The following is a 3,764-nucleotide window of genomic DNA, read 5'->3' as shown; positions in this document are numbered from 1 at the left end:
CGCGAACTGCACCTGGCCGCCCAGCAGATCGGAGATCACGGTACCGCCGCCCTTGTAGGGAATGTGGATGACCTTGAGCCCGGCCTGCTGCGCGAGCTGCTCGCCCGCGAGGTGCGGCCCGCTGCCCACGCCCGCCGAGCCATAGGCCAGCGTGCCGGGCTCGGCCTTGGCTTTCGCGAGGAAGCCGGCCAGATCCTTGACCTGCACCGAGGGATGCGTGACCAGCACGAACTGCGCACTCGCGATCAGGCTGATCGGCGTGAAGTCCTTTTGCGTGTCGTAGGCCAGCCGGGCGCCCAGCAGCCCGGGGTTGATGGTGAACGCGCTGTCTATCATTCCCAGCGTATAGCCATCGGGCTCCGACTGCGCGAGCGCGCGCGTGCCTATCGTCGTGCCGCCGCCGCCCTTGTTGTCGACGATGAAGGATTGGCCCAGCGCCTGCTGCAGCGCCTGGCCCGCGAGCCGGCCGAGGTTGTCGGTCGCGCCGCCCGCGGGATAGGGAACGATGATGCGCACGGTCTTGTCCGGGTAGGCGCCAGTGCTGGCGAAGGCCCACGGGGCGGCGCTGCCCAGCACAAGGGCCCGGCCGATGAAAGTGCGGCGGTGGTGTTGCATGCTTGTCTCCTTTTGAATTCTTGAAAGCTCAGTGCGCGTATTCACCGCGGGCCAGTTCGGCCTCGGGATCGGCGCCCAGGCCGGGAGCGTCGGGCACCTGCAGCCAGCCGCGCTCGATGGGAACGCTGCGGCCATAGGGCACATGCGCAAGCTCGACATACAGGCGCTCCAGCGACACTTCGGTCGGCTGCGCGGCGATCAGGTGCAGGCTCGCCAGGAAGCCCGGCCCGAAGAACGCGACCTGGGGCGCGCAGGTCACGCCGCGGCCTTCGCAGGCGCGCGAGATGTCCCAGGCCGCCGTGAGGCCGAGCTTGATCACGCTGGGCTGGACGTACTGCACGGTGGCGTTCTCCACCATGCGCTGCAGCGCCAGCGCACAGCTCGCGTTCTCGCCCACGGCCAGCGGCACGGCGACGCGCGCGCGCAGCGCCGCCAGCGCCTGGTCATTTTCCGGCGTCCAGATCGGCTCCTCGATCCAGAACGGCTTGTACGGCAGCATCTCCGAGATCGCGGCTTCGGCTTCGTCCGGCAACCAGGCGCAGTTGGTGTCGACCATCACCGGCACATCGGGCCCGACCGACCTGCGCACCGCGGCCAGCGCGGGCGCGGTGCGCTCGTGCAGCTTGATCTCGGCATAGCCCTCGGCGAGCGCACGCTGGCTCACCTGCTCGAGCAAGCTGGCATCGGCGTAGTACTGCAGCAGCGACGCATAGACACGCACGCGGTCGCGGCGCTTGCCGCCCAGCAGTTCGTACAGCGGCACGCCGGCGCGTTTGGCGCGCAGATCCCACAGCGCGATGTCCAGCCCGGCGAGCGCATGCACCACGGGTCCCGAACGGCCCAGGTTGTGCAGCATGCGCTGCATGGACGGCAGCAGGGACGCGTCATCGGCCTGCTTGCCGCAGGCCAGCGGCGCGATCAGCGTCTCGAAGATCGCCTGCAGCGCGCGCGGCTCGACGCAGTACGACTCGCCCCAGGCGACCGTGCCGTCGTTCGTCTCGACGCGCACCAGCGCGCTGTCGAGCTTGTCGCGCGGCCGGCCCGCGAACAGCGGCGGCTCGCGCCAATGGTGGAAAGGCAGCCGCAGGGGAATGCAGGTGATCGATGCGATGGCGTTGGCGCTCATGAAGGGAACCGGAGATGACAGATCGCCTATTCTTGGCGCGCGCCAGACTATGGTCAAATAGCTAGAAACACTGTTTCCATACGAATTTCATATGCTCAGTCGCCGAGAACTCCTGTTGCTGCGCGCGATGTACCAACACGGCACGGTGACCGCCGCGGCCCACTCCATCCACATGACCCAGCCGGCCGCGAGCGCGCTGCTCAAGGACATGGAGACCCGGCTGGGCTTCGCGCTGTTCAGCCGCGAGAACCGGCGACTGCATCTGACCAGCCAGGGCCGCTCGCTGATTCCCGAAGTGCTCAATGCGCTGTCGGGCATGGAGTCGGTCGACCGTCTCGCCAGCGATATCCGCCAAGGCGCTTCGGACCGGCTCAGCATCGGCGCCGTGGCCGTGGCCTCGTCGATGCTGCTGCCGCCGGCGCTGGTCACGGTGCGCCGCGCCTACCCGGGCATCACGTTCACCGTGCGCGCGGGCTCGGGGCTGGAGATCGTCGAAATGGCCGTCGATCACCGCATCGACCTGGGCATCGTGATCGGCTCTTCCGCGCCCACGGACAGGGTGCTCAAGGAGCCGCTGGCCGCAGTGAGCCTGTTCGCCATCCTTCACCCCGACCACCCGCAGGCCCATGCCAAGGCGCTGACGCTGGCCGAAGTCGCGGCGCTCGGCCTGATCGCGCTGTCGCCCGCGCTGCCTGCGGGCCTGGCCACGCAGCAGGCGTTCCAGGACTGCGGCCTCGACTACCGGCCGTTGATGGAAGTCGCGCAGTCGTTCACCGCCTGCGAACTCGCGGGCGAGCAACTGGGCGTGGCCGTGGTGGAATCGCTGGGCGCGCGCTACGCGCAGCGCATGGGACTCGTGGCCAGGCACCTGCTGACCATGAACGATTCCGCGCTGTCGCTGGTCAGCCCCAAGGACCGGCCGCTGGGCGGGCCCGGCCAGTGCCTGCGGGAAGCGCTGCGCGCGGCGGTGCAGGGGCTGGGAGTGATGCCTGGAAGTTGAGTATGTTCCTGCGGCCGAACGCGTGGCAGGTTTTGCCGCCGGGCCGTCCCAAGGCAAAACACGGTGGGGGGCTTCGCCCCCCCAGGCGACCCACACGCAGTGGGGGAGCGCGAGGGCTAACGTTTCAATCCCATGGCCTCGAGCATCTGCTCGGTCTGCTTTTGCATCTGTTCCTGCATCTGCGTGAACATCGTCTGCGACTGGCCCAGGTAATTGCCGACCATGCCCTGCATCAGCGAAGGCTGCATGCGCACGAACTGGTTCCACATTTCGGGCGTCGCGCCCTGCTCCACCATGCGCGCCTGGAAGTCGCTGAACATCTGCACGTTCTTTTCAAGGCTCGCGCCCATGCTGCCCTGCATCGCGTGCCCATAGAAACGGATGATGTTGGCCAGCACCGCCTCGGTGAACATCGGCGCGCCGCCGGCTTCTTCCTCGAGAATGATCTGCAGCAGGATGCTGCGCGTGAGGTCGTCGCCGGTCTTGGCATCGCGCACCACGAGCTGCTCGCTGGCCATGACCAGCGCCTTGACTTCGGACAGGGTGATGTAGGTGGAGGTGTCCGTGTCGTAGAGCCTGCGATTCGGATACTTCTTGATGACGCGTGGCCGGGACTTGGCTTGCGCGTCCGATGTCTGATTCTCTTGCACGGCTGACTCCTCTGGGCATAGGCGCCCCTGCTTTGCACTGCAGCAGGGATTTTAGACACAGGCCGCACCAAGCTTGCGCAGAACTTACCCTGAGCGCGGGCCGGCCGGGCAAAACAAAAGGCCCGTTCCTCCTCGCGGAAGAACGGGCCGTCGGAACAGGCCGGGCGCGCGCCCGGCCAGCGCTCAGCGCTTACTTCTTGGGCAAGGCATAAGCCACCACGTAATCACCCTTGTCGGCGGTCATGCGCGCACCGCCGGCGGAGACCACGACGAACTGGCGGCCCGACTCGGGCGACAGGTAGGTCATGGGCGTGGCTTGCGCGCCCACGGGCAGGCGGCCCTTCCACAGCACCTTGCCCGTCTGGTTGTCGAA

The 3,764-nt window shown here is 67.7% G+C and carries 5 protein-coding genes; 1 reads left to right on the top strand and 4 read right to left on the bottom strand.

The window, feature by feature from the left end:
• On the bottom strand, window positions 1-615 hold a 615-nt coding region (locus D3H34_RS31035), incomplete at its 3' end, for a Bug family tripartite tricarboxylate transporter substrate binding protein (RefSeq protein WP_286186492.1).
• 28 nt (window positions 616-643) lie between these two features.
• On the bottom strand, window positions 644-1,741 hold the full coding sequence (locus D3H34_RS31030; RefSeq protein WP_119558678.1) for a mandelate racemase/muconate lactonizing enzyme family protein: 1,098 nt from the start codon (window positions 1,739-1,741) through the stop codon (window positions 644-646).
• Window positions 1,742-1,832: 91 nt separating this feature from the next.
• Here D3H34_RS31030 and D3H34_RS31025 point away from each other — a divergent pair, with 91 nt between their 5' ends.
• Window positions 1,833-2,741 (top strand): LysR family transcriptional regulator, encoded by a 909-nt coding sequence (locus D3H34_RS31025; protein ID WP_119558677.1) that lies wholly within the window; start codon window positions 1,833-1,835, stop codon window positions 2,739-2,741.
• Window positions 2,742-2,857: 116 nt separating this feature from the next.
• Here D3H34_RS31025 and phaR read toward each other — a convergent pair whose 3' ends face one another.
• Both phaR and D3H34_RS31015 read right to left on the bottom strand, forming a co-directional pair.
• Window positions 2,858-3,391 (bottom strand): polyhydroxyalkanoate synthesis repressor PhaR, encoded by a 534-nt coding sequence (phaR, locus tag D3H34_RS31020; protein WP_119558676.1) that lies wholly within the window; start codon window positions 3,389-3,391, stop codon window positions 2,858-2,860.
• Between the two features lie 190 nt (window positions 3,392-3,581).
• Window positions 3,582-3,764: hypothetical protein (locus tag D3H34_RS31015; RefSeq protein ID WP_205736842.1), on the bottom strand; the 183-nt coding region annotated here is incomplete at its 5' end.

It is taken from the genome of Acidovorax cavernicola, from assembly GCF_003581445.1.
The sequence above is the reverse complement of the archived record's forward strand: the minus strand, read 5'-3'. Positions and strand labels throughout refer to the sequence as shown.